General features: G+C 59.7%; 22 protein-coding genes and 2 pseudogenes. 8 read left to right on the top strand and 16 right to left on the bottom strand.

Annotated features, from left to right (window positions below; translation table 11 throughout):
* Window positions 1-217 precede the first annotated feature (217 nt).
* The 6 genes from B9Z49_RS14025 to B9Z49_RS14000 all read right to left on the bottom strand — a co-directional run bounded on the left by B9Z49_RS14025 (window position 218) and on the right by B9Z49_RS14000 (window position 4,980).
* Complete coding sequence (locus tag B9Z49_RS14025) at window positions 218-1,075, bottom strand: aminotransferase class IV (RefSeq protein ID WP_233254632.1); 858 nt, start codon at window positions 1,073-1,075, stop codon at window positions 218-220.
* A gap of 77 nt (window positions 1,076-1,152) precedes the next feature.
* Entirely contained in the window at window positions 1,153-1,950 is a 798-nt protein-coding gene (locus tag B9Z49_RS14020) for an amino acid ABC transporter ATP-binding protein (protein ID WP_108354051.1), read from the bottom strand.
* Window positions 1,951-1,969: 19 nt separating this feature from the next.
* Window positions 1,970-2,635 carry an amino acid ABC transporter permease gene (locus B9Z49_RS14015; protein WP_108354050.1) on the bottom strand — a complete coding sequence of 222 codons (666 nt, stop codon included), beginning with the start codon at window positions 2,633-2,635 and terminating at the stop codon, window positions 1,970-1,972.
* Window positions 2,636-2,643: 8 nt separating this feature from the next.
* Window positions 2,644-3,321: an amino acid ABC transporter permease gene (locus tag B9Z49_RS14010; RefSeq protein WP_108354049.1), complete on the bottom strand. Its 678-nt coding sequence runs from the start codon at window positions 3,319-3,321 to the stop codon at window positions 2,644-2,646.
* Window positions 3,322-3,380: 59 nt separating this feature from the next.
* Window positions 3,381-4,220, bottom strand: a complete 840-nt coding sequence (locus tag B9Z49_RS14005) for a transporter substrate-binding domain-containing protein (RefSeq protein WP_199225061.1) — start codon at window positions 4,218-4,220, stop codon at window positions 3,381-3,383.
* A 1-nt stretch (window position 4,221) separates the two neighbouring features.
* The gene (locus tag B9Z49_RS14000; RefSeq protein ID WP_108354048.1) at window positions 4,222-4,980 is read right to left on the bottom strand and encodes a GntR family transcriptional regulator; all 759 of its coding nucleotides are present in this window, start codon (window positions 4,978-4,980) and stop codon (window positions 4,222-4,224) included.
* Window positions 4,981-5,238: 258 nt separating this feature from the next.
* Between B9Z49_RS14000 and B9Z49_RS13995 the strand changes: the two genes are divergently transcribed.
* From B9Z49_RS13995 to B9Z49_RS13975, 5 genes and pseudogenes are all read left to right on the top strand, one after another.
* Complete coding sequence (locus tag B9Z49_RS13995) at window positions 5,239-6,282, top strand: ornithine cyclodeaminase family protein (protein ID WP_108354047.1); 1,044 nt, start codon at window positions 5,239-5,241, stop codon at window positions 6,280-6,282.
* Window positions 6,279-7,118: a phosphate/phosphite/phosphonate ABC transporter substrate-binding protein gene (locus B9Z49_RS13990; protein WP_233254631.1), complete on the top strand. Its 840-nt coding sequence runs from the start codon at window positions 6,279-6,281 to the stop codon at window positions 7,116-7,118. Before B9Z49_RS13995 ends, B9Z49_RS13990 begins: the two co-directional genes overlap by 4 nt.
* The gene (locus B9Z49_RS13985; protein ID WP_108354045.1) at window positions 7,118-8,086 is read left to right on the top strand and encodes a tripartite tricarboxylate transporter substrate binding protein; all 969 of its coding nucleotides are present in this window, start codon (window positions 7,118-7,120) and stop codon (window positions 8,084-8,086) included. Before B9Z49_RS13990 ends, B9Z49_RS13985 begins: the two co-directional genes overlap by 1 nt.
* Window positions 8,087-8,224: 138 nt before the next feature.
* A pseudogene (locus tag B9Z49_RS22260) lies at window positions 8,225-8,696 on the top strand (hypothetical protein); the annotation flags it as partial.
* A 169-nt stretch (window positions 8,697-8,865) separates the two neighbouring features.
* Window positions 8,866-10,086 (top strand): Fic family protein, encoded by a 1,221-nt coding sequence (locus B9Z49_RS13975; RefSeq protein ID WP_108354044.1) that lies wholly within the window; start codon window positions 8,866-8,868, stop codon window positions 10,084-10,086.
* 96 nt (window positions 10,087-10,182) lie between these two features.
* Here the strand turns inward: B9Z49_RS13975 and B9Z49_RS13970 are convergent, their stop codons facing one another.
* The 8 genes from B9Z49_RS13970 to B9Z49_RS22255 form a co-directional block, all read right to left on the bottom strand.
* A complete protein-coding gene (locus tag B9Z49_RS13970; RefSeq protein WP_108354043.1) occupies window positions 10,183-10,659 on the bottom strand; it encodes an RES family NAD+ phosphorylase in 477 nt (158 codons plus the stop codon).
* Window positions 10,656-11,171, bottom strand: a complete 516-nt coding sequence (locus tag B9Z49_RS13965; protein WP_108354042.1) for an antitoxin Xre/MbcA/ParS toxin-binding domain-containing protein — start codon at window positions 11,169-11,171, stop codon at window positions 10,656-10,658. The genes B9Z49_RS13970 and B9Z49_RS13965 overlap by 4 nt, the downstream gene beginning before the upstream one ends.
* 115 nt (window positions 11,172-11,286) lie before the next feature.
* Window positions 11,287-12,513 carry a DUF3322 domain-containing protein gene (locus tag B9Z49_RS13960; RefSeq protein ID WP_108354041.1) on the bottom strand — a complete coding sequence of 409 codons (1,227 nt, stop codon included), beginning with the start codon at window positions 12,511-12,513 and terminating at the stop codon, window positions 11,287-11,289.
* Entirely contained in the window at window positions 12,510-15,947 is a 3,438-nt protein-coding gene (locus B9Z49_RS13955; RefSeq protein ID WP_108354040.1) for an ATP-binding protein, read from the bottom strand. The genes B9Z49_RS13960 and B9Z49_RS13955 overlap by 4 nt, the downstream gene beginning before the upstream one ends.
* Complete coding sequence (locus B9Z49_RS13950; RefSeq protein ID WP_108354039.1) at window positions 15,940-16,656, bottom strand: DUF4194 domain-containing protein; 717 nt, start codon at window positions 16,654-16,656, stop codon at window positions 15,940-15,942. Before B9Z49_RS13950 ends, B9Z49_RS13955 begins: the two co-directional genes overlap by 8 nt.
* Window positions 16,657-16,700: 44 nt before the next feature.
* Window positions 16,701-18,155, bottom strand: a complete 1,455-nt coding sequence (locus B9Z49_RS13945; protein ID WP_108354038.1) for a DUF3375 domain-containing protein — start codon at window positions 18,153-18,155, stop codon at window positions 16,701-16,703.
* A 98-nt stretch (window positions 18,156-18,253) separates the two neighbouring features.
* The gene (locus tag B9Z49_RS13940; protein ID WP_108354037.1) at window positions 18,254-18,583 is read right to left on the bottom strand and encodes an XRE family transcriptional regulator; all 330 of its coding nucleotides are present in this window, start codon (window positions 18,581-18,583) and stop codon (window positions 18,254-18,256) included.
* Window positions 18,567-18,668, bottom strand: a complete 102-nt coding sequence (locus tag B9Z49_RS22255) for a type II toxin-antitoxin system RelE/ParE family toxin (protein ID WP_233254629.1) — start codon at window positions 18,666-18,668, stop codon at window positions 18,567-18,569. Before B9Z49_RS22255 ends, B9Z49_RS13940 begins: the two co-directional genes overlap by 17 nt.
* Before the next feature lie 294 nt (window positions 18,669-18,962).
* Between B9Z49_RS22255 and B9Z49_RS13930 the strand changes: the two are divergent.
* Window positions 18,963-19,379, top strand: a pseudogene (locus B9Z49_RS13930) (dihydrolipoyl dehydrogenase); the annotation flags it as partial.
* 244 nt (window positions 19,380-19,623) lie between these two features.
* Window positions 19,624-20,511, top strand: a complete 888-nt coding sequence (locus tag B9Z49_RS13925; RefSeq protein WP_158273503.1) for a TauD/TfdA family dioxygenase — start codon at window positions 19,624-19,626, stop codon at window positions 20,509-20,511.
* A 207-nt stretch (window positions 20,512-20,718) separates the two neighbouring features.
* Here B9Z49_RS13925 and B9Z49_RS22050 read toward each other — a convergent pair whose 3' ends face one another.
* Complete coding sequence (locus B9Z49_RS22050) at window positions 20,719-20,865, bottom strand: hypothetical protein (RefSeq protein ID WP_199225060.1); 147 nt, start codon at window positions 20,863-20,865, stop codon at window positions 20,719-20,721.
* 162 nt (window positions 20,866-21,027) lie between these two features.
* Between B9Z49_RS22050 and B9Z49_RS13915 the strand changes: the two genes are divergently transcribed.
* The gene (locus B9Z49_RS13915) at window positions 21,028-21,213 is read left to right on the top strand and encodes a hypothetical protein (protein ID WP_108354034.1); all 186 of its coding nucleotides are present in this window, start codon (window positions 21,028-21,030) and stop codon (window positions 21,211-21,213) included.
* Between the two features lie 142 nt (window positions 21,214-21,355).
* Here the strand turns inward: B9Z49_RS13915 and B9Z49_RS13910 are convergent, their stop codons facing one another.
* Complete coding sequence (locus B9Z49_RS13910) at window positions 21,356-23,068, bottom strand: alkaline phosphatase (RefSeq protein WP_108354033.1); 1,713 nt, start codon at window positions 23,066-23,068, stop codon at window positions 21,356-21,358.
* Window positions 23,069-23,102: the final 34 nt, after the last annotated feature.

Genomic DNA, 23,102 nt, shown 5'->3' with positions numbered 1-23,102 from the left:
CAAGTCGGCCAGCGAGTTGGCCTACCTCTGTGCCATCAGCAAGGCGAGCCGATTTTTGACAAGCGCGGCAGTAAGGCGGACATAAGGTTGACAAGATCACGCTCACGGCCCTTGTGCCACCACCGCGCACGTAACGCTACCGCTAATTTGGCGTGCAGCAACCGAACTCGCCGCACTGGTTCACATGGGACACCAAACAGTCACTCAAACAACCTGCTCATGAGGCTGTGACCGCAGTCAGGTACAAGTCGCTTGCGGCTTTTGTCAGGAGCCCGGGCTTGCCATCTCCAATGGCGCGCCCATCGATGCGCACAATCGGCGTGACGCCGCCGAGCGTACCGGTGACAAATGCCTCATCGGCCGAGTAGACCTGCGCAAGGGTGAAGTCACACTCCTTGGCGATTCGCCCATCGGCACGCCACACATCCAGCACCTTTTGTTGTGTGATGCCCTTGAAGCTGTAGGCGCTGGTCGATGTCCACAACTCACCTTTGCGCACGATGAAGAAATTTGTCGAGTTGCAACTTGCCACAAAGCCGCGGGGATCCAGCATCAGCGCTTCGTCGGCTCCCGCGTTGATGGCCTGAATCAAAGCCTGAATGAGGTTGAGGCGGCTGTGTGAGTTGAGCCTGAGGTCAAACACATCGGGACTGCTGGTCCGAAATGTCGACGTGAGAAGCGACAAGCCCTTCGCCCGTGCCTCCGGCTTAGGAGTCTTGAACTCAGCCACGATCACCACCGTCGCACCGCCAATCACAAACCGCGGATCCTGGTTCGGCGTCTTCTTGACACCTCGCGTGATCATCAGCCGCAAGTGCGCGCCGTCGGTCATCTGATTGCGCTCCAATGTGGCATACATGGCCGCAGCAATTTGCTCGCGGGTCAGGCCGATGTTGAGCGCGATGGAGGAGGCACCTTCGAACAGCCGGTCCAGGTGAGCTTCCAGGCTGATGAGCTTTCCTTTGACTAGACGCAGCCCTTCCCAGATTCCGTCTCCCAACACAAAGCCGCTGTCGAAAACTGATACTCGGGCCTCTTGCCTACGGAAGAACTCCCCATTGACGTAGACAAGCACATCCTCGTTTCGAGGGTCGGGCAAGTAGCCTTGGGCGCTTTCACTGGTCGCGTTCATTTTTTGTTTCTTCCTATGACTCAGAAGTTGAATTCGTTATGCCGCGCCAGAAAATCCTGGGTTCGCTTTTTGCGCGGGTTCTTGAGGACTTCATCTGGCGTACCCGACTCGTAGATCTGGCCGTCCGCAATGAAGAGGACGCGGTTGGCGAAGTGGTAGGCAAAACCGATTTCATGGGTGACCAAAAGCATGGTGCGGCCCTCTTGCGCCAGTGCACGTATCACCCGGAGCACTTCGCCGACCAACTCGGGATCCAGGGAAGAAGTGGGTTCATCGAATAGAAGCAGCTCGGGCTCCATGGCCAACGCACGCGCAATGGCCACGCGCTGTTTCTGGCCGCCAGAGAGGCGCGAGGGGTATTCGCTCGCCTTGTCTGACAGGCCTACCCGATCGAGTTGCGCTCGCGCCTTGAGGATGGCATCTTCGCGCGACATTTTTTGCACGGTTCGCAGGCCCTCAGCGACGTTGTCCAGCGCGCTCATGTGCGGAAACAGATTGAACTGCTGAAACACCATGCCGGCGCGCTGGCGCACACGGGTCAGTTCGGACTCGGTGTAGCGGCGTTCTTGTTTGCCGGGTCGTTCCGGCAAAGCCGTGCCGATGACCTGTCCAGCAATCTCGATCGTGCCAGAGCTGGGCGTTTCCATGAAGTTGATGCATCGCAACAGCGTGCTTTTGCCCGAACCCGAAGCGCCGAGAACTGCGATGCGGTCGCCCGTAAAAACGTCCAAGTCGATGCCCTTGAGCACTTCGTTGTGCCCGAACTGTTTGCGCAGGTCGCGGATGCGCAGAAGGGGTTCGTTGGGGGTTGAGGTCATGGTTCGTACGGTTCTGAGATCAGTCGGAGCGCCGAAGCTTGCGCTCCAGCGCATAGGTGGCCTGCACCAGCGGAAATAGGAAGACGAAGAAGGCCAGGGCGATGACCGTATAGACCTCGATGGGGTTGTAATCCAATGATGCGATCAGCTTGCCTTGCTGCAGCATCTCGGCATAAGACACGGCGGAGGCGAGTGTGGACATCTTGAAGATTTCAATGCCGCGGTTGGTCATGGCGGGGAGCATGCGCTTGAGCGCCTGTGGCAAAACAATCCGGCGCATGGCCTGCGCTGTGGTCATCCCCAAGGCTCGCGCTCCTTCCCACTGACCCTTGTCAATGGACTGAATACCCCCTCGATAGATCTCGGCGGAGAACGCGGCTGAATTCAATGAAATGCCCAGCGAAGCCGCCATCAGAGGCGAGATCTCGAACGGCACGAGCATGGGCAGGGCAAAGTAGAACCAGAGGATCTGCACCAGAACCGGTGTATTTCGAAAGAACTCAACAAATGCACTGGCCGGTATGTACAAAGCCCGTCGAGTCGAGTACCTCGCCAAGCCAACAAATAGCCCCAGACTCAATCCGCTGATTAGGCAGATGAGGAAGATGCGAAGTGTGCCGATTGCGCCCACGAGCAAAGCGTCGCTGTTGGCAAATACGGAGGCAAAGTTCCAGGGGTAGTCCATGGCGCGCCTCAATGAACGGTGGTTTCGCCACTGACGGCCAGGCGGCGTTCAAGTCTGTGGGCGAGCAGGCTGAAGCAGAAGATGAATACGAAGTAGATCAGCGCGGTTACCGTGAAGACCTCCAGGGGTCGGAACGTCTTTTGAGCCAGTTCGTTGGCCTGGAACAGCAAGTCTGTATACGACACCGTGGCCACCAACGTGGTGGTCTTCATCAGCTCGATCGCGCGCTCCATGAAAGCCGGAATCATCCGCTTGACCGCCTGCGGCAGGATGATTCGGCGCATCGCCTGCGCATCGGACATGCCGATGGCGCGTGCCCCTTCCCATTGCCCACGTTCAATGGAGACGATGCCACCTCGAAACACCTCGGCAAAGAAGGCGGCAGACTGGATGGAGAACGTCAATGTAGCTGCCATATAGGGCGTCATCTCGACCTGGATGAGGATGGGCAGCGCGAAGAAAAACCAGAAGAGTTGTACGAGCGGCGGCGTGGTTCGAAAGAACTCGATCACAAAGCCTGCAGGCCAGGCGAGCAGCCGCCGCGGCGAGAGCCGCAGCAGCGCTAGGGCCAGCCCCAGGGGAATCCCAAAGGCCAGGGCGCTGCCCGTGACTTTGAGTGTGTTGAGCAGCCCGCGAAGCAGCATATCCGCGTTCATGAATACGGGCGAAAAGTCCCATTCGTACATGCAAGCCCCGGTTCAGACGGTGTGACGTGTTTGACTGAGGCGTTGGTAGGCGTGGCGTCTCAGAGCATCTCTTTCATCACGGGAGGTGAAGCCTTCGGGTCTAGGCCAAAGCCCACGAGGAACTCTTCGTACCACTTCTGCGTTTGGCCACTCTTATAGTGGGTCAAGAGTGCGTCATCCACAAAAGCCAGGAAGTCCTTGTTGTCTTCGCGGCGCACGGCCGCACTGGAAGGTTGAGACTGCGCCGGCGTGGGCACGATGATCTTGCCGCGTCCCAAGCGTTGGCGTGCTGCCAGCAAGGGTGGGTGAAACAGGCAGACCGCATCTGCACGACCCGCTTGGAAGGCGGCAATGGCTTCGGGGTTGCCGGGAAATCGTTGGATGTTGGCCTTGGCCACGTTCTCGCTCAGGAATCGGTCCATGCTGCTCGCCTGTGGGACAGCAATGCGCACGCTGGCTTGGTTCAGGTCTTCCCACGTACTGACGTTCAGGTCGTCTCGAGCGAGCACGGCCAGGGAATAAAAGAGCAAGGGTGCTTTGGGGAAGTCCACCGCCTGGGCACGCTCTGGCGTCGCGTCCATCATGTACATGATGTCGATCTTGTTGCTTTGCAGGGCAGCGATGGCGGTACCCCAGGTCACTTCAACCGCTTCGAATTTCACGCCAAGCGCGTTAGCCATTGACTTGCCCATGGAGACACCCAGTCCACTGCTCCATTCGCCGGTGCGAGGGTCCTTGGAATACCAGGGCGGCGCCTGCGTAACGCCCACGCGCAATACACGTCGCTGCTTGATCGCGGCGAGCGAGCTGTTGCCCTGGGCCAATGCGTGGGGTGCCAGCATCAGGCCCAGTCCGGTGGCGGCAAGGCCAGTGAGTGTGTGGCGGCGGTTCATCGTCATGTCAATGCTCCTTCAAGGGCGGGTTGCGTGGGGTAAGGGTGGCTTCAGCGTTCGTTGGGATTGGAGAAAGAAACTTTTCGGTTTGGGTCGCGCCACGTTTCATGTGGTCAGCGATCTCGGCCAGCATGGCGGGCAGGTCTTCGCCCAGCGCGTACCGCATATAGCTGTCGTGAGAATCCCGTTTGGGCCCTCGCATGGCGTTGGCCCTGTGATGCGCGGCCCAGTAAAGCTGCAACCTGCCACGCAGGCTTCGCCAGGTCTGTTGCAGCAACCTGTGCCCACTGGTCTCATAGATCAGCCCATGGAAGTCCAGCTCCGCCAGGATGCTGCCGTCGTCGTCGCCTGCATCAATGTGCTCAGTCAGCACATCGTTGCGTCGTTGAAGTTCATGGCGAAAGGCCGCGTTGCGCTTTTCCCATGCGTGCTCGAATGCGAAGCGTTCAAGCGTGACACGCATGGAGTAGATCTCACGGACGTCGTCCACCGAAAGCGAGATGACGTGGGTTCCGGTGTAAGGAACGGTCACGAGCAACCCTTCTTCAATGAGTTGGCGCATGGCCTCGCGAAGTGGCCCTCGGCTCACATTGAACTGCGATGCCAGTGTGGTCTCCACCAATGGCGAACCCGGCGCCAATTGCCCGCCAAGGATCGCCGAGCGCAAGCTTTCGGCGATGTGCTGTCGAAAGGTGTGCTTGGGCAAGCAGTTCGCCTGGAAAACAGCGACATTGGAGGGGGCATCTGTGGAGAGATGGGCGCTCATGGGTGAATGCTGATGATCGATTGTCAACAATATACGCCCGAGAAGCGACCTGCGCAATTCTTTTTCAGATGTCCATCCATTAGCCTGAGTGTGATGCTGTGGCCTCAAGCTCTCGAACCGCCCAGTGCGGACCCGCATGCCAGGAGGTGTCGCAGGGGTGGCTGCGATGATCGCGGCCCCCCTATGCCGTATTCACCTGTATCATTTATTCACAACCGGAGATGCCCTTCCCGCATCCAAAAAACAAACAGGGGTTACATGTCAATTGCGACGAACGAGACCAACGAGAACACCCACCCGAACCAGGAAATCTGGATTCACTATTTGAACCACCCCGACGTGCAGGCGCTGGCGATGACGGACGCGGAGATCCTCGGGGCGGTGGAAGATGGGCTTCGTGCCCAGGGTCTGGGGCAGGCGACCATCGAGCCACGCATGCACCTTGTGCCAGAGAAGGAGTGGCCGGGCCACTTCAATGTGCTGCGAGGCTATATCCGTCCGTTGGGTATGGCGGGCGTTAAGGTGGTGGGTGATTTCTATCGCAATTACCAGGTGGGCCTGCCCTCGGAGCTGGCGTTGCTCAATCTGATGGATCCCAAGACTGGCGCGCCGCTTGCGGTGATTGATGCTTCGGACCTGACCGACATGCGCACGGGCGCGGTGACGGCAATCGGCGCGCGGTATCTGGCGCGCAAGGTGTCAAAGGTGCTGGGGCACATCGGAGCGCGTGGGACGTCGTACTGGAACGTCAAGTTGCTCGATTCGATTTTCAATTTTGACGAGATCCGTGTGCACTCGCGTCGCCCCGAAAGCCGCAACGCATTTGCAGAGCGGCTCTCGCAGGACCTGGGCAAGCCGGTGCAGGCCACCGAGGATTGGGAGTCGTGCGTGCGCGGCGCCGACATCGTGGTTGAGGCCTCGCGCTTGGACAAGCCCGAGCCGATGCTCAAGACAGAATGGATCAAGCCGGGGGCCTGTGTGATTCCATACGGCACCATGAGCGCCGTGGAACTGTCGCTGACCGACATCATGGACAAGATGGTGATGGACGACTGGGGTCAGGCCAAGGCCGGCCCGTTTGGCGCGCTGCGCGCCCACGTGGACAGCGGCAAGTTCAGCGAGCAGACGTTGCACGCCGAGCTCGGGCAGATCGTGGCGGGGCTCAAGCCGGGGCGCGAGAGCGACAGCGAGACCAATCTGTTCTGGCACCGCGGCTTGTCCTTGTCGGACATCGCCTTGGGTGCCGCGATGCTGCGCAAGGCGCAAGCGATGAACATTGGCCAGCGGCTGCGGTTTCGTTGAATCCCGATCTGGAGATGCCAATTCCAATGCCGACGCCGGTTGTCAACGCACGCATGTATTCGGCCACGCCGCGCACGCGGGCGGCATGGAAGACGCTGCTGGCGTGGGTGGTGCGCGATGCGGGCCTAGATTGGGACGTGATTGACTACGACGCGCCGCAGCCCCTGAACGCGCTGTGGGCACGGGACGACATGGGCCTGGTGATGATGTGCGGCCTCCCGTTTTCGCGGCGCGTGCCACGCGCGCAGATCGTGGTGGCGCCTATCCCTATGCCCTCACGCTATGGTGGCCGGGCGCTGTATTGCACCGACATCGTGGTGCGCAGCGATTCTCCTTTTGAGACCCTGGCTGATACCTTCGGCGCGGTAGCGGGCTACACCTTGGCTGATTCGCTGTCGGGGGGCGTGGCCTTTGACCGCTTACTGGAGACTTTTCGCACGCCGCAGCGGCGACGCCTGTATCGGCAATCGGTCGGGCCCTTGATCCATGCACGCGGCGTGATCGATGCGCTGGCCCGCGGCGAGATCGACGTGGGCCCGCTGGACAGCTACTACCACGACCTGCTGCGTTACGACGAGCCGGACTTTGCAGCGCAGGTGCGTACGATTGCCACGACACCGATGCTGCCGATCCCACCGCTGGTGGCGAGCGCGCCGCTGACGGCCGACCAGCTGCATGCCCTGCGCCAGTCGCTGCACGCCGCGATTCAGGCGAGCGAGCTCGAGCCTGTGCGGGCCCGCATCCTGCTCGCAGGCTTTGCGCAACCCGATCCCGCCGATTACAGCTCGCTGCGCGAGATGGCGGCCCTGACCCCTGATACTTTGGAGGAACTTTGATGAAACGCTTGCTTCCCGTTCTTTTTGCCGGTGTGGCACTCGCGCTCAGCGCAGGTGCCGTCTCCGCCCAGTCCTGGCCGACCAAACCGGTGCGCGTGATCGTGCCTTTTGCCCCCGGTGGCCCTGCCGACCAACTCGGGCGCTTGGCGGCCCAGATCATCACCGACAGCCTGGGGCAGCCCGGCGTGGTCGAGAACAAGGTGGGCGCTGCCGGGAACATCGGGGTGGACCTGGTCGCCAAGGCCGCTCCCGATGGCTATACCCTGGGGCTGGTGCCGGTGGGGAACGTCGTGGTCAACCCCGCGCTGTTTCCGAATCTGCCATATGCGGCCAAGGAACTCACCCCGGTGTCGATGCTGGCGACGGTAGAAAACGTGCTGGTGGTGCATGCCGGCGTGACCGCTACCAACTTGCGCGAACTGCTGGCGCTGGCGCGTCAGAAGCCCGAGGGTCTGAGTTTTGCGTCGCCCGGTGCCGGCAGCCAGGCGCATCTGGCGGGCGAGCTGCTCTCACTGGAGTCCAACGTCAAGCTGGTGCACGTGCCCTATAAAGGGATCGGGCCGGCGATGAATGACCTGCTGGGCGGGCAGGTGACGATGATGTTCGCCGCCACATCTGCGGCCATCCCTCATATCCAATCTGGCAAGCTGCGCGCCATCGGAGTGGCCAGTCTGAAAAAATCCGCCGCACTGCCCCAGGTGCCCACGATCGCGGAGCAGGGATTGGCTGGCTTCGAGGCGGTCTCGTGGTACGCGCTGATGGCGCCAGCGGCCACGTCGCGCGAGGTGGTGGACAAGCTGCATGCCGAGATTGGTCGCACGCTCGCTCGCGCCGACACCCGCGAGCGCTTCGCGGCGCAGGGCATGGAGGCAGGAACCGGCACGCCGCAGCAGATCGCAGCACGGATCACGGCGGAAAGCGCGCGCTGGTCCGAGGTGGTGAAAAAACGCAACCTCAAACCCGATTGAGACGAGGGGGTTGGAGCCACCGCTTAAGGAGTTGGAGCAAGACATCGTTGATGCGCACACCTGATGAAACGTCAGCAGGAATTGACTTTTAGGAACAACTCTTGAATCTGTTTCATCCAAAACCGTGATCGGCAGCATGACCAGGGGCGAGTCGTTGAGCAAGTTGGCGCAAGCTTGGATGTGGTGGAAATGATGAACGGACCAAAGCAAGGCGCGGACCACGACTTGGTCAAGGTCTGGCAAAAGATGAACGCCAAGCGCTTCGACAACATCATGCTCAAGACCCAAATTTTGGTTCACGCGCTATGCCTGAAGGCATCAAGGTCACGTTCGAGATACGGGCAAATTGCAAGGCGACAAAGAACGCACTGTGTCGGCCCTCGACGCCCAATTGTTCACATCGGTGGTCTACACCGACCCCGAAGTGGCTAGGGTGGGCACGCACGCGGGCGACATGATTGGCGAGATTGCGCTGGCGATTGAGATGGGAGCAGACGCGGTGGACAATGGCAAAACCATTCACCTGCAACCCAAGCTGGGCGAGAGCATTGGCATGGCGGCGGAGATGGCGCATGGCAGCTGCACGGACTTGCCGCCTAGCAAGAAATAAACGTTTCGCGCTGCAAACAACAAAGCCGCCAACCTGAAAGGGTTGGCGGCTTTGTTCAGTTCCTTTCCTTTATCGTTCTGCAGTACTTGTCTCTGTCTGAGACATGTTTTGAGTTGCATTTTTTTAAATACGTCTCATAATTTGAGGCGTATCTACCAAAGTACGCATCATGCCCACCCAAAGCCCGTCCATACAGCCACGCTACATCTGGCAGCACCGCGCCTGGCCGCAGCTCACATTGGACGCGACGGCACTTGCCCCTGCGCTGGACCATGCCCGCTTAGAGCAAGGGCGGTTGTTGGGGTTGCTGGGTGCCATTGGGCTGGAGCAAGCCAATGAGGTGCAGCGTGAGTTGTGGGTGCAAGAGGCGCTGGCGACAGCCGCGATTGAGGGGCAGCAGCTCAATCTAGAGTCTTTGCGGTCATCGGTGGCGCACCGGCTTGCGCTGGCCGATGCGCCGGGCGCAGACCGATCTGTTGAAGGTTTGGTGCAGGTGATGCAAGACGCCTTGGCCAACCACAGTGCAGCGCTGGATGTGGACAGGCTGTGTCGCTGGCAGTCGGCGTTGTTTCCCGGAGGCACGTCGGGCATTGTCCGTATTGCTGTGGGCCGCTTGCGTGACCATGCCGATGCCATGCAAATTGTCAGCGGGCCTTTTGGGCGTGAGGTGGTGCATTACGAGGCACCACCCTCTGCAAGGGTGGGGGCCGAGATGGATCGTTTTTTGGCTTGGTTCGCCAATGCGGATGCCACGCTGAACGGTATTGCACGCGCAGCCTTGGTGCATTTGTGGTTTGAGTCCATCCACCCTTTTGAAGATGGCAATGGCCGCATAGGGCGTGCTTTGGCAGACATGGCTTTGGCGCAAGACATGCACGCGCAAGACCCAGAGGCCAATCCCACGCTGGTGCGGGTGTTCGGCTTGGCGCATCAAATGCATCAAACGCGCTCTGCTTATTACGATGCGCTTAACAACGCGCAGCGCTTGCGAGGTGTTTCGCTGGATACCCAAGGGATTGATGTCACAGCATGGGTGCAATGGTTTGTGCAGGCTTTCACCCGTGCTTGTATTGCCAGTCAGGCTGTGGTGCGCGATGCGACAGACAAAGCGCATTTTCGATTGCGCGCAGCGCAGTGCCACATCAACCCGCGCCAAAGCAAGGTGCTGGAGCGTTTGCTCGAAGCCGGGCATGTGGGCTCGGGCGGCGGATTTTTGGGCGGCATGCGCACCGATAAGTACGCCAGGATCACTGGCATCTCGAAAGCCACAGCCACACGCGATTTGGCCGATTTGGCAGCGCACGGCTTGTTGCGCATCGAGGGTTTGGGCAAGGCCACGCGCTATGTCGTGAATGTGCCGGGTTGGGAGCAGCCAGCGCTTAAGCCTTAACGGCTTGTTTCAATGCGCCCCGAGGTAACACCCTTAAGCCCGCTCCCCATCCACTTCTTCACCTTATTCACCTTCTTCGACTTTTTCGCTGCACAGTCAAAAAAGCCGAGGGTCAAACCGGAAAGGCTGGCGCTCAATTTTGAGCAATAGCCTGCGGTAGTCTGGGTGCGCAGGATTGAGCAGCAAATTCAATTCCGATGGTTCTATGAAAGAGGGCACCCACAAGCCGAGGCTGGATGCGCACGCCAGCCAGGACAAGCCCAGGGATTGTGTGGCGGCTTCGTTGCTTTGCCAGTCGGCAGGCAATCCCCAGTCAGAAGCTGCCATCAGCAAGCAGTCACTGGGCAGTTCCAATTGCATCAAGGCTTGGTTTTTGGGGTTGGCCCCGTTGCAGTGGACGCGCTTTTCCAGTTGACACAAGGCACGGGTAGATGCCGCATAGACCACTTGGTGTGCGCCTTTGGCATGCCAGCGGCCGTTGCCCAGGGTTGATCCGAAACCCAGCGTGGCAAGCATGGCAGAGGAGGGCGGTGCGGGGTTGTCGCAAAACCCAATCCGCCAGACGGTGGTCAAACCACACCGCCGTAACGGATCGCAATCAGGATGTCTTTCACACGCTGCGCGCCGTAACTGGTTTTGGCCAACTCTAGCGGGCTGTCACCCTCCAGCATGGGGTGGGGGCGGCGCAACCAAGCCGAGGCTTCGTCTTCTGTCTCAAAGGTGTCGGTGGCCATTTGCCCAAGTTCCAGCAAACGCAACACGCTTTCAGCCGAATGGATGGGCAGCAGTTGCCCTTTGGCAGCTTTGCGGTTGGCGGTGCTGCGGTCCAGATCCAGGTACTCTGCAATCACCCCTTTGCCCAGCCCAAGGTAGTCGCTAAGCGGCCCAATGGCTTGACTGGAAATGCCGCGCTTAAGCAGCTTGCAGGCCCCTGCGCTGGAAAGGCTGGCCAGACGCTCGCCCACCATGACGCGTGTGCTCGCTTGTGGCGAATCGTCTTGTTCAGGCGCATCCAGCATGGCCCAAAGGGTCGAGAGAGCAGCGCTGCGACTTGTGGTGTTGGCTGCGAGGGGTGGTGTTTTCATGGTGCAATTACACCATCATGGCGAGGCAATTGCAACAATTCGGGGTTTGCTGAGAAGGCTTTGGGAGTCCATGGATCAGGTTGTCAGGTCTGCTTGCCCGCACGGTAGGCGCTCATCACACGAGGCTTGAATGGGATGGTGTCGCGCCATCCTGGTGCCCAATCTGCTCCAAGCGCTGCGTCAACCAGTGGAACCCGATGTGCTCTTGCTCCAAGCGCAGCCCCACGCGAATGCGGTTGTCGCGCAGGTCGTCGTACAGGGCGCGCTCCTCGGGCGTGAGACGGTGCAAATCCACGCGCAGGGGCTTGTCTTCATGGCCCCAAATGGCTGTGTGGGCGTCGAGTGTGGCGCGGTCCATCAAGAATGAGATCACGTGGTCAAAGTGGCTGCGCAGCTGGTCCAAAATGGCAAAGCCGTGGGTGTCGATGTCGCCCCAGTAGTGGATGGGGCAGTGCTGGAGCCAATGGCTGCGGGCCAGTGCATCCCAGCCGTAGCCTGCGCCAAAAATCACCAGGGCATGTCGCACAGGCGGAAAGGCCAGAAAGTTGGTTTCGTTTTCGGTGATGAAGACACGCTGCACGCCGATCGCCAGGCGGCTGAAGCTGTCGGCGTCCAGCGTCACGTCGGGGCATTGCACGCCAGGCACCAGCGCCATGGCGGGGTCCAGCACACGCAGGCGTATGCGCGTTGGCTTTTGCAAAAATCCATAACGGGCAGGAAACTGGCTGACGCCGGTTTTGTGGGGATTGACCGCGTCCAGTGGCAGCGCCAGATCGAGCAACTCGGTCAGCACGCCGCGATGGGCTTCGATGAATTTGCTGTGAACGCCGGGCACGTCCATCTGGCGCAGGTAAATGCCCGGGCGTGGATGCGCGACCAGCCAGGCCACCACAGCCAGCAAGCGGGGCCATTCGGCGTGCAGGGCCAGCGCTTGGAGGGGCTGCTTTGTAACCCAAGGCAGCAAGGCGGGGTGGCTTTGCCGCGTGTCGGCCACTTGCGCTGAAAAGCGCTCCCAGTCTTTGCGTTTGCCCAACCAGACCAAGGCCGCTTCCAGCGTTTGCACCCAGACACAGGTCGGTAAGCTTTGCGCGCCTTGGACGCGGTGGTTGCGCGTTTGCCACTCCACGCGCACGGCGCCCTGCGGTGCCCATTCGCCAGCCAGTTCAGCCACCCATGTGCGCACGTCGTTGAAGCGGTCTGTGATGTCTGCTGACGTGGGCGGTTTGATGGCCAGGCGCAACGGAAAACGCACATGGCCGGTGACCGCGTCGCGCAGCAGTTCGCCGCGCTCCCAAAGCCGCGCCAGCTGGGCTTTTAATTCTTTTGGGCCAGTCCAGCTCACCGCGCAGGCTCCTGTGCTTTAGGGGCGGAAGGGGTGGGAGGGGCGTTGGGGGCTGGCGGTGCCAAGGTGGCGGGTGCCAAGGCCTTTTGCGCCCGGTATTCTTCGATGGACAAATTGCGCAGCTTCGAGGCCCGCCCACCCTCGTTGTGGACGAAGCCGACGCTGGCGACATAGGGTTCGATGATGTGGATTTTTTGCAGCGGCGTGACGATCAGCAGTTGCAGGTTGAGCTGGCGAAACAGCTTGAGGCCGTATTGGGCAGACTCGTCCGAGCCGCGCCCGAAGGCCTCATCAATGACCACAAACCGGAAAGAGCGCGAGCGCACCGCACCCCATTCCAGACCGAATTGGTAGGCCAGACTGGCCGCCAAAATGGTGTAGGCCAGCTTCTCCTTTTGTCCGCCCGATTTGCCACCGGAGTCGGAGTAATGCTCGTGCTCGGTGTTGTCCTCGCGCCAGCGCTCGCTGGCGGCAAAAAGGAACCAGTTGCGCACGTCGGTGACTTTGGCTGTCCAGCGGCGATCTTGTTCAGACAAGCCTTCGCGCCCCCTGAAGCGGTCGATGATGGCTTTGACCTGCAAGAACTTGGCCTCGGAATACTGCGCATCGTCCGACCCGGTGACCGCGCCCTCGGTGCAGGCGCGCAGTTCTTGCTGGAAGTCGCGGATCTCGGCGTCGGGGCTGCCCTGCGATTCCAGCAGAATGAAGCGCCCTGGGTTGTAGTCGATCTCGCCCAGCGATTGGTTGATGTGGGCAATGCGCTCTTTGATAGTTTCGCGCTCACGGGCCAGTTGGGCGTTGAAGTTGGCGATTTCGTTGATGGTGTTGACGTTGAGCAGCTCCTTGAAGCGCGACATAAAGCGCGGCAGGTCGTCGCGGTTGAGCTGCGTGAGCAGGTTTTCATATTCAAAGGCCCCTGCCAGGCTGGCATCCATCTCGGCGGTTTCCAGCTTGAAGGTCTCTTTGAAGGAGGCCATGGCTTTGATGATTTTCTCGGCCAGCCGCCGCAGCTTGCTGTCTTCGGCGTCAATGCGTGCTTGCAGCCAAGCGCGCAGGTCTTGCTCGCGGTTGTCGCAGGACTCCACGGTGAGAGCTTGCTCCCCCAAGGCTTCGGTGCGCATGGCTTCGAGCTTGGCGGTCAAGGCCGCGTCGATGGCCACCGCGTGCAGCAGCGCAGCGGTTTGCTGGTGCAGCGCTTGTGCGTCAGCGCGCCGCTGCTCCACCTTGGCGCGTTTGTCGCGCGTGCCTTGCAGTTCTTCCCCGGTTGTCTTGAGTTGCGCCTGCACGCTGCGCAGCTTGTCGTTGAGTTGTTGGAGCACGTCTGAGGCCGTCTCCAGCCGACGGCGCTCGTCCACCAGGTGGGCAATTTCAGTGGCAAGGCTGGCCCAATCGAGCTCGTCGAAGGCGGTGAATTCTTCAAGCCGGGTGAGCGCATCGAGACGGCTGTCGAGTTCAGCTTGTTCGGTTTGGATGGCCGCAATTTGGCCGCCCACTTCAGCGAGCCGCGTTTCAAGTTGCTGGCGCTTGGCCTCCAAGGCCGCAATTTTGGCGCTGTTGCTCCAGCCCAGCACGTAGCGGCTGCGGTCCTCAATGCGGTGGCGGTCGTCTTTTTCATGCCGGCCACTGGGGTCTTTGATTTGGCCCGCTGGGGTGACGGCGCGGGTCTCGCGGCGAAACTGCTCTTGCGTGGCGCAGCAGGCCACGTCAAACCGGACGCTGAGTTCGCGTTCCAGCCAATCGTAGTGGGGCGAGTCGGGCTTGATGGCGAGTTTGCGCACCAAGGAGTCGCGGTGCAGGGCAGGCAGTTCCGTGGTTTTGCGTGCGCGCACATGGAAGTACACCAAGCGGCCCCGCAGGTGGGCGTTGTCTACCCATTCGGCCACGGCTTTGTAATGCGCATCGGGCACCAAAAGTGCCAGGCCAAAGCCGCGCAACAAGCGTTCTGCTGCGCCTTCCCAGTCGCGGGCTTCGTCGCGCACCTGAATCAATTCGCCAGCAAACGGCATGTCGTCCACGTTCAGGCCCAGTGCCGCGCAGATGGCGGCGCGGATTTGGATTTGCTGGTCGTCGATGTTGCTGCGCCTGCGCTTGAGGCTGTCGATTTCCAGGCTTTGCTGCGTGTGCTCTTGCTTGCCTTGGCGCAAGGTCACGCTGTGTTCGGTCAGGGTGTTTTGCAGGTCGGCATCGCGTTGGCGTGCTTCTTCGCGCCAGCTTTGGTATTGGCCGCGCTGTGTGGCAAAGCTGGCGTCATCGCTGGCCAGGGGCTCGCCCAGCACCGCAGCCAGTTCACCATAGCGGCGGGCCTTGGTTTGGCGGGTGTCGCGCAACTGCTCTTTTTGGCGAATCTCGGCGGCAAGGCGCTCCAACCGGTCGCCGCCGTTGTCGTTGATCGCTTGCTTGAGTTCATCCACTTTCTGGCCTTGTGCCTCGTGCGTGGCCACCAGTTTATGCACCAGTGCATCCACGCGCGCCCACTCTTGCGCCAGGGAGAGCAGCCGTTTGTCGAGCAGTTCCAGTTTGAGGCCCGCAAAGTAGGGGCGCAGGCGGTCGCGGCATGCACGCAAGCGGTCGACCTCGGCGGCCAAGCTGCTGTGGCGGCTGCAGTCGGCGATCAAAGGCGTGAGCAATTCCACTTGGGCTTTGATTTTCAGGATGGCCTGGTGGGCGCGGTTGAGGTCGTCAAAATGGCCGATCAAGGCTTGCAGGCGCGGGCCCACCTCGAAGGGCTCCAGCATGTGGCTGCGCACGAAGTCCGTCAGGTTGCCGACCGATTTCATCGACACAGTTTGGTGAAACAGCTCCAGCGCCTGGTCGTTTTCAATGCCAAAGCGCCTGCGAAACCAGGCCGCATACGGCGGAAAGCTGTCGTGCAGTTCCGCGCCCAGCCCGCGCAGCCGCTTGCGCAGTTGCGCCATGTCGGAGCCGAAATGGGCAAAGTCCGCCGCAATCGAGAGCGCACGCTCGGCCCCCAAAAAGAAGCGCGCGGGTTGCCCTTGGGCTTCTTTCATCCAGAACACCTGGGCCAGTGTGACCGTCTGGTCGTAGCCTGCGTTGTGGAACACACCCAAGATCACCGAGTAGCTGTTGGGGTCGCGCAGACTCACCGGCTTGGCTGCACCGGTGACCTCGTTGCGTTCGGATTTGTAGTGCCCCAGCACGTAGGAGCGCAGCGTGCGTTCCTTGCTGTCCGCACCTGCGGCCTTGTTGTAGGCGATGCGGTTGGCAGGCACCAGCAAGGTGGTGATGGCATCGACCAGGGTGGACTTGCCCGAGCCAATGTCGCCCGTGAGCAGGCCGTTCTTGCCGTCGAGTTGCAGCGTCCACACCCGGCTGTCGAAGGTGCCCCAGTTGAACACCTCCAGCCGGGTCAGCCGAAAGCCTGTCAAGGTGTCATCGTCCAAAAAGTCCAAGCCCATGGATTGCGGCTCAAGCATGGTGGGCCCCTTCCTTGTTGTCGCTCACGCCGGCCAGCTCAGACTGGTAGCTGGCCAGGCGCGCATCGAATTCGGCCAGCCATTGGGCGTCCACAAAGGCCTTGAGAATGCGCCGCACCTCGTAACTGGCCTGCCCGGCGGCAGCCCCACCGGCGGGTTTGAGTTTGTGCAAAAACGCCAGTTCGGCCACCTTGTTGATGGTGGTCTCGATCTGGTCGATGAGCTTGGTTTCGTTCGTGCCGTCGGGCAGGAACACGCGCACCAGCTCCACCACGTCGTCTCGCGAGAGCACCAGCCGCCCCGCGTGGGCGTCTTGGCCGCCGCCTGCGTCAAACTCGGCGAGTTTTTTGCGCAGCAAAGCCAGCAACAAACTCACGGCGAAGGACAGCGGTCGGCGTGCCACCAAACGGGGCAGGCGGGGCGCGGCTTCGTCGTCGGCCGCTTCGGGGCGACTCTTCAAGAAGGCATAGCCCTCGGCCTCGTCCAGCACCAACTCAAGGTTCAGCACCGCCACGTAATCACGCACCCGCGCTTGCAGGTTCAGCAGGGCGGCCCACTGGCGTTCGTCGGCATCGCGGTAGAGCACGCTTTTGAGCAGGTTGATCAGCAATACCGACAAATCAGCGGTGGGCGCCACCACGGGGTGTGAAAGCGAATGCGAATGCGGCTGCGGATGGGTCGGTGGGGTGGTCAAAAATTCTTCTTCCATACTGGGGGCCTCGGTTTTTTGTTCTTGTGTTCTTGCGTTCTGGTTCAGCGCATGAAGATCACGCGGGGCAGGCGGGCGCTGCGGGTGATGGTTTGGCCATCGGTGGCCAGCGTTTGCCAGTGGATGGGCTCGGGCCTGTCCTCGTCCACCACGGTGCTGAAGCTGGCACTGCCCAGCTGCAGATAGGCCACCAATTCGGCCAAGCCCTGTTGCAGGGGCTGGCTGGCCACCAGCTCGGCCAGGGTGATCTGGGCGCGGTCTTGCAGGGCGTGGCGGATATGGCGGGTCAGCCGTGCCGCGTCGACAAAAACTTGGTCAAACAGCTTAGCGGGGTCGATGTCTTCATCGCCCGCCTGCAACACCAAGTCGGCAATCACCGGTTGAACGCTTGGGGTGAACAGGGGGCGCTCCATGGGCAGTGCAATGTCTGCGCTGGCCTGCGCCATTTCCATCACGTTGCTGGGTGCAGGCGCGTCGCGCAGCGCCAGCGCCTTGCTTTCGATGCCGTGCAAGATGTCCATGATGCGGCGGTTTTCCAGCCAGGCCTGGTCATCGAGAAAACGGCGCAATTGCTGGGACAAGGCGGCGACGGTGCGCTGGGTATGTTCGCCCGCTTCCATCCAGTCGTAGTGAACGCGGCGGGTGCGGGCGTCAGGGTTCAGGTGGGCCACAGCGGGCAGTGCCAGCACGCGATCGAGCAGCGCGGTCAACTCCTCTTGCCTGCGGCTGGACAGCAAAAAATCCCAGAAGGCGCGAAAGCTCTTGCCCTGGTCGGAATCGGCTATCGCATCGCGCTCGCCCATGATGTCTTCGAGCAGTGCGCCCTTGCTGCCCTCCCACAGCGCGATGCGCTCGCGCACACGCCGGTCCAACTGGCGAAAATTGTGCTCAACCTCGCGAAAGTCGGTCAGCAACTCCCGCGCACCTTGCGTGAATTGCTGAAAGCGGTCCTTCAGCGCGGTGTCGTCCAGCAGCGGCACATCGCCCGACTGCACCCGGGCGATTTCGGCGTCGATTTCAGCGCGCTTTTTCTGCAGCTCGGCGATGCGCTTGGCCGGGTCGGCTTCGCTGCCCTCGCTCATTTGTTTGAGCAGGTCAAACAGCGTGAGCAAGCGCGACTCTGTGCCCACGAAATGCCGCTCGCTCAGCTGCGCCAGCCAGGCAATGGCCTTTTCGGTGGCGGGCGTCAAATCGAACTGGGCCTCGTCTGTGCCCGAGCGGTAAAACTTGCGCAGCCAGCCCTTGTCGTGCGCAGCCCAATCGTTCAAATACTCCAGCGCCGACTTCGGGAAAGCGGTTTCACCCAAGTTCAGGCGCAAGGCATACAAGGCATCTTCCAGCGCCTCGGCCAAATCCGCCGCCGCCATCAACCGCACATTGGGCACCACGAACACCCGGTGCAAAAAGCTGGCCACCAGCGGCGCATGGTCCGAGCGCAACAGCCGCCACGCCGGGTGGTGGCTGCGCAGGGCGTCAAGGGTGGCGTAGTCTAGGGACATGGATCAACTCAGCTTCTATGGTACTTGTTCAGGACGGCGGGCATGCCCAAAGCAGCAAACTTCAGCACTTGCTGAAGCACAACGGGCTTTGGCTTTCACTATGTCGTGGTGACTCGCGTTCGTTTGGTCTCGCGCTTGAGCCGAATTTCGACAGTCCTACCCACTGCGCTTGCTGCTTTGATCAGTGTGTCGAGCTGAATGGACAGGTTGCTCGGGTCCAGCACGCGGTCCAATTGGGAGCGGCTGGTGGCCATGCGTTGTGCCATATTCACTTTGCTGAGTTTGCCGCTTTGCATGGCGTCGTCCAGTTGCTCGGCTAATGCTCGTTTAAGCGCACGGGCCTGCACCTCTTCATAGATGCCGTCCTCTTTGAGGAAGTCATCAAAACTGCTACCCCTGTGGGAATTGACTTTAGTTGCTTTGGCCATTGATCCACTCCTTCAAGCGGTTGGTCACCAGTTCAATATCGGCGAGGTTGGTTTGCTGGGTCCTCTTGACAAAGGCATGCAGCAAAATTATTTCGGACTCTTACACAGCAAAAAGCACGCGTGCGATGCGGTTGCCGATCTTGCTGCGCACTTCCCAGATCGGCCCCCGCAAATGATCGATCCGTGGTTTGCCTATAGGCCATTTTTATTGGACATAGGCAATGTCTTCACCAACGGTCAAGCGATCTGTTTTTCCAAAGTCTTCAGCCATTCGCGCACTGGCTCGTTGCCTGAGCCAGACCGGTAAAAGATTGCAGGAATTTTTTTGCTCGACAACATCTTTTAAGTGTACCTTAAAAAGTACTTTTATCGCTGCGAGGCCATGACCGTCCGCAGCTTAATCAACGTCGACATTCAGATTCGCACCAAAGTGCCTCGCATCTTTGCCATTAGCGACTTCGTGGGCCAGCCCATGTTGGCACGCAAGGCGGTGCACGAAGCACACAAAGGCGCTGAAGTGATTGTGGGCGAATTGCACTGCACCAAAGAGTTGGCAGCCGCGGCAATTAACGCACGCGTCATACCCGGCGTCGCTTACACCGACCCCGAAGAGGCTTGGGTGGGCACGCACGCGGGCGACATATTTGACGAGATTGCGCTGGCGATTGAAAATGGCGCAGACGTCGTGGATATCGGCAAAACCATTCACCTGCAACCCAAGCTGGGCGAGAGCATTGGCATGGCGGCGGCGTTGGCGTACAGATCTTGCAAGGATTTTCCTCCGACCAAAAAGTAGGCCAGTCTCCAAGATATTCAGACAAAGCCCGAACTGTCAACGGTACGTGTTTTGTGCTTTACTGGGCGGCTCAATCATCGAAAAATACTCTGCACTTGGACAGCCTTTTGACTATTGCATTTGTGTTACTATTTTTCGATCTCTTCTCGAATCTGTCAAAGTTGCTGTTACCGTTATCTGGCGGATGTTTGAAGGCTTCGATGGCGCTGGCTGTATCTATCTTCACTCAATATCGGAGAAATCCATGGGCCATACTCAATTCGTATCTACAAAAACGGACTGGCCTTTTAGCGTTCGACCACTCACTCCCCATTTAGGAGCGGAGATCAGCGGAGTCAATCTGTCAGATGAAATGACGCCCGAAGTCCTTGCCGGCATTCACCGTGCGTTTTTGCAATACCAAGTTCTTTTGTTTCCGCCCCAAGACGTTCCACCTGCACAGCAAGTAAAGTTAGCCCAATGCTTTGGGGAAGTTCAGGTCCATGTGATGAACCAATACCATGCCGACGGATTTCCTGAGCTGTTTCGGCTCTCCAATCTGAACGCCGAGGGCAAGCCTAATGGCAAGCATCCCGACAAAGGCACCTTGCAATGGCATACCGATGGATCTTGGCAACGCGTCACTGGGCATGCCACTGTGATTTATGGCGAGGTGATGCCGATACCCGGGCAAGGTGGGCAAACCCACTTTTGCGACATGTATGGTGCCTATGAACGGTTGAGTCCTGAATGGAAAAAACGCATTGCCAATTTGCGCGCAGTGCATAACCTTGATTTTTCACGCACGCGCAGGCATGGCGAAGATCCTATGACTGAAGACCAGCGCAGAGCTGTGCCCCCAGTTGATCAACCTATTGTTCGTACCCATACAGAAACGGGTCGAAAATGTTTGTATTTAGGGGACCATGCGGAATACGTTGTGGGTATGCCTTACGAAGAAGGTCGTGCTCTGATTGAAGAACTCAATCGAATGTCCATCCATGCTGACTTGTCTTATGAACATGAGTGGCAAATACACCAACTCATTGTTTGGGACAATCGTTGCTTGCTTCACAAAGCCACCCCTTACGACCCACACACCCAAAGTCGGGTGATTCGTCGTTGCACCGTTTTAGGTGAAGTTCCTGTTTAAACCGCGAATACGCCAAAACAGCCAACCGCTGTAAGGCTACACCGCAGACGAACACATCCCGGTAGGCGGGCATCAACAACACAATGACACCTTCGCCTGCGAGACATCAAATGTAGGCTGGGGGAACTTGAATGGCGCCACTGTCATCGTTGGGTCACCAGGCACTTGAAAATTCAACCATGCCCGTGAAAATTCAAGCTTCCTGGCTCACATTTCGTTCATGATCCTGGCCACAAACTCGTTGTATTGCTGCTCATTGATCAGCTTTTTATCCAACAACTCCCTGGCCTGCTTCAGACGCTGCTCAGCATTGCTGGGCACCGCCGTGTTCGCCGCGGCTGGCGTGCTCGGCATGGGAGATGGTGCAGGTGCCGGTGCAGGTGCCGGTGCTGGGGCCGGAGCTGGAGCTGGAGCTGGAGCTGGAGCTGGAGCTGGAGCTGGAGCAGGAGCAGGAGCAGGAGCAGGAGCAGGAGCAGGAGCAGGAGCAGGACCGGCGTCGCTTACACCGACCCCGAAATGGCCTGGTTGGGCACGCAAGCGGGCGACATGATTGGCAAGATTGCGCTGTCGATTGAGAGGGGCGCAGACGTGGTGGACAACGGCAAAACCATTCACCTGCTACCCAAGGTGGGCGAGCGCATTGGCATGGCAGAAGAAGTGGCGCAAGGCAGCTGCACGGACGTGCCGCCGAGTAAGCGGTGAGCGCAGCCGCTTGAGCTAGAGCTAAGCCCGAACTGGCAAAGGTTCGTGTTTTGTTTTGGTTTTTTAAATGACCAGCGACTCTTCACACTTGCCGGCCTCAGGCAAGGACCTGAGGCCAACAGAGAACATCAGCGATCGAGAATCAAGCGGCGGCCATGGTGACCGCTTTGCCCAAGGCGCTGGTGTAAGTGCGGTTGGTGATGGTGTTCACAAAAAACCATTCGCCCTTGGCTTCGGTGGCCGTGAAAGTCATTTTCAGGTAGCCGCGCTGGGATGCATCCACCCACTTCAGATCGTCGATCACGCCTTCAAAAATGGCTTTGATTTCAGCCGGTTTGAGCGTGACCAAGTATTCCTCCAGACCTGGCGAGCTCACCGAGCTGGTGCCAAATTCTTCACCCACTTTGGTTCCCGCCAAGGCGGGGTTGGTCAGGCCCATCAGGGTCAGGTGGTTGTGCCAAGCGTTGTGCGTGTCACCCGCCAACACCACCAAGCGCTTTTTCAGTTGCAAAGCGGTCAGCAGCAAGGTCTCGCGTGCCACGGGGTAGCCATCCCAAGCGTCCAGGTTGTAGCCCAGTTTAGGATTCTTGGTGGTGTCCATCAACCCTTTTTGAGCTTCAGTGCGAACGGCAGCAGGCGTGTTCTTGGCCACGATGTAATCGGTCACCGCTTTGTTGCCCGCAGCTTGGGCCGCTGTGGAGGTGTCGGTGCTGTTCAATGCGGCCAGCACCGAGACAGGAAACTCCATGCGGGCCATCAGCACTTGTTGCCCCAGCACTTGCCAAGTGGCTGTGCTGCTGGCCATTTGAGTGGTCAGCCAATCCATTTGGTCTTTGCCCATCATTTGTCGGGTGGGGGCGGTGAATGAGCTGTATGCCTTGCCCTGCGCTGCGGCACCCTTGAGCCCAGCCAGGTCAACGATGTCAATCTGTTCATCGCGGCCGACCAAACGGGTATCCAGCATGTGCAGGCTGACCAATTTGCCAAAGTCAAAGCTGCGGTAAATCTTGGCCTTGTCAGCACCTGTGCGAATCGGCATCCACTCGTGGTAAGCCTGCAGGGCGGCTGCGCGGCGTGCGGCCCAGGCGCCTTCTGTGGCGGGCGTGTGGTTTTCAGCGCCGTCTTTGAAGGCGTCGTTGGCGATTTCATGGTCGTCCCAAACTGCGATCATGGGCTTGAGGGCGTGAAGGTTTTTGCTGTCCGGATCGCTCTTGTATTGGGCGTGACGGGTGCGGTAATCGGCCAGACTCAAAATTTCATTGACCGGTGCAGAAACACGGCCCAAGGTGGCTGCTGTGCTGGAGGCATAACCTGTGGAGGGGTATTCGTAGATGTAGTCGCCCAAATGCAAAGCGTATTCGGCATCGCTTTTGGCGACTTCGGAATAAACGTTGAAATAGCCGGCAGGGTAATTGCTGCAGCTCATCACGGCCAATTTCAGGCTGGTGGCGGTGGTGGGCAGGGTGCGGGTGCGACCCACAGGGGAAGTGGCCGTGCTGTTGACAAAACGGAAGAAATAGCTGGTGCCCGCCATCAGGCCAGTGGCATCGGCCTTGGCCGTAAAACCTGTGTCGGATTTGGCTTCAACATCGCCCTGGGAAACGATTTGTGTGAAGGCCGCATCGGCGGCCACTTGGTAACGCAAAGTCACCGTATTGTCAGAGCCAGGGAACTTGGCGTGGGTCCAAAGGATCACGCGGTCCGCCAAGGGGTCGCCGCTGGCCACACCGTAAAGGAAATCAGGTTGGGCGTCCGATGATCCACCACAAGCGGAAAGGGCGGCACCCGCAGTCACGGCGGCCGAGACGCTGGCCACTTTGATCATGAATTCACGGCGGGAAGGGGTTTGCGACATGCGCGGCTCCAGTAGCGTTGATGAAAAGATTCAC

The organism is Limnohabitans sp. 2KL-51 (assembly GCF_003063645.1).
GTDB lineage: Bacteria > Pseudomonadota > Gammaproteobacteria > Burkholderiales > Burkholderiaceae_C > Limnohabitans_A.
This window is presented reverse-complemented; position numbering and strand designations above follow the sequence as displayed.